Raw genomic sequence first — 6271 nt, 5'->3', positions numbered from 1 at the left:
CTAAGCACTGCTCAATCGATGAATGCGCTGGTCCATAGAATCCGGCTGCTGCTCAGCCGTCAGGAGGAGGGCGAGGCTACCGTATGAGGTGCCCCTCCGTTCGATGGGTTTGCAGAGTGGCTACTGGTGAAAGTAAAGCAGCGCAATTTGAACCCAACTGCGCTGCTTGAATCTGCTTCGAGCTTTATTTCAGATGGCGCCTCAACTCCTCACCCGCCTGCTGCATAGCCGATTGCACAGCAGGTACGGTGCTCAGGGCGTTCAGCAGACCGTAGTCGTGGATCAAGCCGTTGTAACGCACAGCTGTCACCTTGACCCCGGCAGAGTCCAGTTTGCGAGCGTAGGCTTCACCTTCATCGCGCAGGACGTCAAACTCGGCGGTCTGAACCAAGGTGGGAGGCAGGCCCTTCAACTGTTCGACAGTGGCTTGTAACGGCGATGCGTAGACATCCTTGCGCTTGCCTGCATCAGGGAAGTAGTTGTCCCAGAACCACGCCATCATGTTTTTAGTCAGGAATTTTCCGGTAGCGAATTCGTTGTACGAAGCGGTTTCCAGGTTGGCATCGGTCACCGGCCACAGCAGCGCTTCGAAGCGGATTTTCGGTGTGCCTTTATCCTTGGCCATGAGCGCGACAACGGCTGCCATGTTGCCGCCAACGCTGTTACCCGCCACCGCCAGACGAGAACCGTCGACGTTGATTTCCTTACCGTGTTCAGCGACCCACTTGGTCGCGGCGTAGGCCTGATTGATCGCTACCGGGTAATGTGCTTCTGGTGAGGGTGTGTAATTGACAAACACCGCCACCGCGCCGGAGTAGGTCACCAGATCACGCACTAGACGTTCATGAGTCGGGTAATCCCCCAGGATCCAGCCGCCGCCGTGGAAGAACATAAATACGGGCAGCACGCCTTTGACACCTGCCGGACGAGTGATCGTCAACTTCAGTGGTTGACCGACAATGGTGATGGTTTTTTCGCTGACATCAGCTTTCGGCAAAGCCACTTTTGCCCCTGCTTGCGCCCCAACCAACACGGCCCGGGCATCTTGAGGAGAAAGCTGCTCCATTGGTTTGCCGTTACCTGAGTTGAGTACATCAAGGAAGTTCTGGACATTGTGTTCAACACCCGGCGTGCCGGCGAAGGCAACGTTAACGAAAGCAGTGAGTACAAACACTGCAAAAGTCTTTTTGAAGTTCATGGTAATGCTCCAGCAAAATAAAAACTCAAGACGTGTAGTACTTTTCAGTCGCCCACTTGTTAAGTCGAGCAGGCGAACGCCTCGTTATAAAGGCGGTTCAGGCGAGACGCTCAATGGCAGTCCTGACGCCTGCGCCATAAACTGGATCAGCCTGGGTACAATTTCCGATATGCCGTTCGATCACCTCGTGAGAAGCACCGTTGATGGCTCGTGCGGTATTGTCGAACAGCATCTGTTGCTGGGCAGCCGACATCAGACGAAACAACGCACGGGGCTGCGAAAAATAGTCGTCATCGACGCGGTGATTCCAGTGACCGGCGGCACCTTCCAGGCTCAGTGGCGGTTCGGCGAAGTCCGGCTGCTCGGCCCATTCCCCAGCGCTGTTGGGCGCGTAGCCGAGTAGCCCCCCCCGGTTGTCGTCGACACGCATCTGGCCATCACGGTGGTAGCTGTGTACCGGGCAGCGCGGGGCGTTGACCGGGATCAGCGAGTGATTCACGCCGAGGCGGTAGCGCTGCGCGTCGCCGTAAGAAAACAGTCGTCCCTGGAGCATTTTGTCCGGTGAGAAGCCGATGCCTGGCACCACGTTGCCCGGATTGAAGGCGGCCTGCTCGACCTCGGCGAAGACGTTGTCCGGGTTTCGATTGAGTTCCAATATACCGACTTCAAACAACGGGTAATCCTGGCGCGGCCAGACCTTGGTCAGGTCGAACGGGTTGATGGAGTAAACTCCCGCCTCATGCTCCGGCATCACCTGCACATAAAGGGTCCAGCGCGGAAAGTCGCCGCTTTCGATGCTGGTGAACAAGTCGCGCTGGTGGCTCTCGCGGTCGCCGCCAGCCAGTTGCGCCGCGTCGGCATCGCTCAGGTTCTCGATGCCCTGCTGGGTTTTCCAAGTGAATTTCACCCAGAAGCGTTGGTTGTCGACGTTGATCAAGCTGAACGTATGGCTGCCAAAACCGTGCATATGCCGATAACTACGCGGGATGCCACGGTCGCTCATAACGATGGTGATCTGGTGCAGCGCCTCGGGCAGCAGGGTCCAGTAGTCCCAGTTGTTCTGCGCGCTACGCATGCCGGTGCGCGGGTCGCGTTTGACCGCGTGATTAAGATCGGGAAACTTCAACGGGTCGCGGATAAAGAACACCGGCGTGTTATTTCCGACCAGATCCCAGTTACCCTCCTCGGTGTAGAATTTGAGGGCGAAACCGCGGATGTCGCGCTCGGCATCCGCCGCGCCGCGTTCACCGGCCACAGTAGAGAAACGCACGAATAGTTCAGTCTGCTTGCCAATACTCGAGAAAATCCTGGCCCGGGTGTAGGGGGTAATGTCATGAGTCACAGTGAAGTGCCCATAGGCACCGGAGCCCTTTGCATGCATACGCCGCTCGGGGATCACTTCCCGATCGAAGTGGGCGAGTTTCTCAAGGAACCAGATGTCCTGCAGTAGTGCCGGACCGCGTGGGCCGGCCGTCTGGATGTTCTGGTTGTCGACGACCGGGGAGCCGAAGGCGGTGGTGAGTTTTTTCATTCTTGCTTGCTCCTGAGCCGTATCACGGACGCACAACGCCGCACACCATTGCCGGCAGGCGGCACATGCGTAATTCAGCTTTCGATAAAAGCCAGCAAGTCAGCGTTGAGCTGGTCTTTGTGGGTATCAGTGAGACCATGCGGGGCGCCGCGATAGACCAGCAGTCGTGCATCCTTGATCAGGTTTGCCGAGGCCAGTGCGGCCGCTCCAATGGGAACGATCTGGTCATCGTCACCATGCAGGACCAAGGTTGGTACGTCGAACTTTTTCAGGTCTTCGGTGAAGTCGGTTTCCGAGAACGCCTCGATGCAGTCGTAGGCGCTCTTGTGCCCCGCCATCATGCCCTGCATCCAGAACGCGTCGATCAATCCTTGCGAGGGTTTGACGCCCGGACGGTTGTAGCCGTAGAACGGGCCACTGGCGATATCCTTGTACAGCTGTGAACGGTCGGCCAGGGCCCCGGCGCGGATACTATCGAACACCTCGCGCGGCAAGCCGCCAGGATTGGCCTTGGTCTTGAGCATCAGCGGCGGGACGGAGGAGATCAGGCCGAGCTTGGCCACGCGCTTGGTACCGTGCCGGCCAATATAGCGGGCCACTTCGCCGCCGCCGGTCGAGAAACCCAACAGCACCGCGTCCTTAAGGTCTAGGGTCTCGATCAACTCGGCCAGATCGTCAGCGTAGGTATTCATCTCATTACCGTCCCAAGGCTGGCTGGAACGCCCATGACCGCGGCGATCATGGGCGATTACCCGGTAGCCCCTGGCAGCCAGGAAGAGCATTTGTGATTCCCAGCTGTCGGCATTCAGAGGCCAGCCGTGACTGAACACGATGGGCTGACCGCGGCCCCAGTCCTTGTAATAGATTTCGCTGCCGTCGCGGGTGGTAATAGTGCTCATAGTTGTGCCCCTCTTCGCTTTGAGTTAGATGTTGCGAGTGAATGCCGTGGTGTACTCAAGCCGTGCGGGTGCCCGTCAATCAACGCAAGGTCCTGGAGGCTTGATCGGAATGAGGGTCAGCCATGCGTCTGATAACTACTCTGGAGCAGGGCAAGTCGTGCGCGCAGACGCAGCAACTGGTAGGACAGGCCGAGCAGAAAGACCAGCAGAGCAACTAGCAGAGCAGCCTTGACCTGAGGCGAGTCAGGACCGTGGCCGATAGGGTTGCCCACCGGCAGGCGCGAGAGGGTTTCGTTGAGCCCGGGGATCATCAGTACCAAGTAGCTGAACGTCATGCTGCTGACCTGCAAATACTCCCTGGCTCTGCCCAGAGGACGCAGGTGGAGAGCATTTCTGCCTAGAAAAATGGCTGTCAACGCAAGGATGCCTAGTGCGTGACCGCTGTTGAATCCTCCCGTACTGGACAGACCGAAGGCAGTAATCACTGAAGCCAGCATGCTGTATTGGTACCAGCGACCGATCTGACTGGCAGGATCAATGCGCCCGTGACGGAAAAAGCCGTAAGCGCCGGCGATGAAGGGCACCATGCTCAGTGTGGTATGGAGGATGCCGAGTGCAGACATTGAGTTAGCCATGGTCTTTTACCTCATGCAGTTGAATCGCGAGTGAGGACTTGCGTATGCCCAAGCGGCTTCACGGTAGTACCGTCGGCACGGGTGCACGCGAAGGCTTTGTCCTGTGTGACTGACTATAAAAATCCATCACGGCTCGAACCATTCTACGAAGGGTCGTCATACCTATATCTAGGTATGAAAGGACGTGCGACTGCACGTTGCAGCAGCAGGACTGCGCGCTGGCAAACATACTTAGGTATGAGTCGGCTGAACCAATGTCCCGGCGCACAGCCCGATGCTTCTATGTTCCATGCCCGAGCAGTGGATAGAATGACTGGATCTAGGCGCAGCACGGCAAGCTGCTCTGGAGCTGAACCACCCCATCAAGGAGAGCCTAATGCCGGAGCCGGTATCGTTGGTGCACATCATCGATGACGACGCGTCACTGCGCAGTGCGCTCGACAGTTTGTTTCGCTCGGTTGGCATCGCCACCCGGTTGTATGGTGCGACACAGGACTTTCTGAGTGCCGAGCGACCGGATTGTCCGGCCTGTCTGGTACTGGATGTGCGCCTGCCGGGCAAGAGTGGGCTGGACTTCCAGAGTCAGCTGCTTGAATTGAATATCCCGATCCCTGTGGTGTTCATGACCGGCTACGGCGATATCTCGATGTCTGTGCGCAGCATGAAAGCCGGTGCCGTGGACTTCCTGACCAAACCCTTTCGTGATCAGGACATGTTGGATGCCGTTGCGGCCGCGATCGACAAGGATCGCCTGCAACGCCAGCAGCACCGCGATACCGCACAACTGCGCGATCGATTCTCCAGCTTGAGCCCGCGCGAACGACAAGTGATGGCGCAGGTCACCGCCGGCAAGATGAACAAGCAGGCGGCCGCGACGCTTGGGTTGAGCGAGATCACAGTGAAGATCCATCGTGGCCATGCCATGCAGAAAATGCACGCACGCTCATTGGCCGAACTGGTGAAGATGGCCAGCGCACTGCACCTGCAGCCGGACGGAAGTCTGCCAACATGAACCTCTGTATGATTTAAACGGCTCACGTACTCAGGCATGCTGTTCACGAGTCGCGACACGCACCGGTTTTACCGGGGTGCTCGCACTGAGGACCTTCATAGTGACGCATGCCCCTCTCATAGCCATTATCGACGACGACGAATCCTTGCGTCTGGCGACCTCCAGCCTGCTGCGTTCGATGGGCTACAGGATTGAACACTTTGCTTGCGCCGAGTTTTTTTTCGACTCTGGTGATACCTTGCGCTTCGCCTGCGTTATTGCCGATATCCAGATGCCCGGTATGAGCGGCATCGATCTAACCCACACTCTGATAGCTGCTGACGATAAGGCGAAGGTGATTTTGATGACAGCGCGTACCGAGCAGGATATTCACGCCCACGCGCGGGCCAGCGGTGCGATGTCTCTGCTACAGAAACCATTCGAGGCGCAGATCCTGCTCAATTGCGTAGAAATGGCGTTGGCAGTCCAGGATCTGGACTGAACGACCAAACAGATGCCAGTGCTATCGTCAGCCCATTGGGTCCTCTGATACGGGCTCGATATCGTTGAGCAAATCCACCGGTGGTAAACAGCCGTCATCACCGTAGATCATGATCGACAACAACGCATGACTATCGAGCATGCCCTCGAAAGCACGTTGCAGTTCCTGCGTCAGACCCGCTTGCAGTGCATCTTCGCCGCTCCATACGCCATGAATGATCCAATGCTGTGGACTTCGGCAACTGACGTGCAATTGGCAGTGCAGGCAACCATCGATTTCCCGAGTACGCGTAACCGAGTCACTCAACCATTGCCACAACCCTGGTAGACGGTCCGGACGGGCATGAATCAAAACGAGTTTGGTCAAAGGCTGCCGATTCATAATGGTTCTCTGATGTGCGGCTCAGCACTGCCAAGCGATGACAAAGACTCTATTGATGACCCCTGCGTGATAAGCCGCGATGGCCAAGCTCGGTACGCGGGACGATGATGGCGTGATACATGACACCACACCAT

Annotated in this window: 7 protein-coding genes; 2 read left to right on the top strand and 5 right to left on the bottom strand. The window is 57.3% G+C overall.

The genetic code is table 11. The features are described from left to right. Positions 1 to 184 precede the first annotated feature (184 nt). The 4 genes from JFV26_RS28440 to JFV26_RS28425 form a co-directional block, all read right to left on the bottom strand. Positions 185 to 1198, bottom strand: coding sequence for an alpha/beta hydrolase (locus tag JFV26_RS28440; RefSeq protein ID WP_201196994.1), 1014 nt, complete (start codon positions 1196 to 1198; stop codon positions 185 to 187). A 97-nt stretch (positions 1199 to 1295) separates the two neighbouring features. Next, positions 1296 to 2729: a catalase gene (locus tag JFV26_RS28435; RefSeq protein ID WP_201196992.1), complete on the bottom strand. Its 1434-nt coding sequence runs from the start codon at positions 2727 to 2729 to the stop codon at positions 1296 to 1298. Positions 2730 to 2803: 74 nt separating this feature from the next. Further along, the gene (locus tag JFV26_RS28430) at positions 2804 to 3628 is read right to left on the bottom strand and encodes an alpha/beta fold hydrolase (protein WP_201196990.1); all 825 of its coding nucleotides are present in this window, start codon (positions 3626 to 3628) and stop codon (positions 2804 to 2806) included. Positions 3629 to 3744: 116 nt separating this feature from the next. Continuing rightward, a complete protein-coding gene (locus JFV26_RS28425; RefSeq protein WP_242487928.1) occupies positions 3745 to 4251 on the bottom strand; it encodes a hypothetical protein in 507 nt (168 codons plus the stop codon). A 388-nt stretch (positions 4252 to 4639) separates the two neighbouring features. Here JFV26_RS28425 and JFV26_RS28420 point away from each other — a divergent pair, with 388 nt between their 5' ends. Both JFV26_RS28420 and JFV26_RS28415 read left to right on the top strand, forming a co-directional pair. Then, positions 4640 to 5275 (top strand): response regulator transcription factor, encoded by a 636-nt coding sequence (locus JFV26_RS28420; RefSeq protein ID WP_201196986.1) that lies wholly within the window; start codon positions 4640 to 4642, stop codon positions 5273 to 5275. 100 nt (positions 5276 to 5375) lie between these two features. Then, positions 5376 to 5756: a response regulator gene (locus JFV26_RS28415; RefSeq protein ID WP_201189187.1), complete on the top strand. Its 381-nt coding sequence runs from the start codon at positions 5376 to 5378 to the stop codon at positions 5754 to 5756. 27 nt (positions 5757 to 5783) lie between these two features. Here the strand turns inward: JFV26_RS28415 and JFV26_RS28410 are convergent, their stop codons facing one another. Beyond that, complete coding sequence (locus tag JFV26_RS28410) at positions 5784 to 6122, bottom strand: putative quinol monooxygenase (protein WP_201189185.1); 339 nt, start codon at positions 6120 to 6122, stop codon at positions 5784 to 5786. Positions 6123 to 6271: the final 149 nt, after the last annotated feature.

It is taken from the genome of Pseudomonas sp. TH31 (assembly GCF_016650815.1).
Taxonomy (GTDB): Bacteria; Pseudomonadota; Gammaproteobacteria; order Pseudomonadales; family Pseudomonadaceae; genus Aquipseudomonas.
Note: the sequence above shows the minus strand (reverse complement) of the source record. Positions and strands in the feature narration are given on the sequence as shown.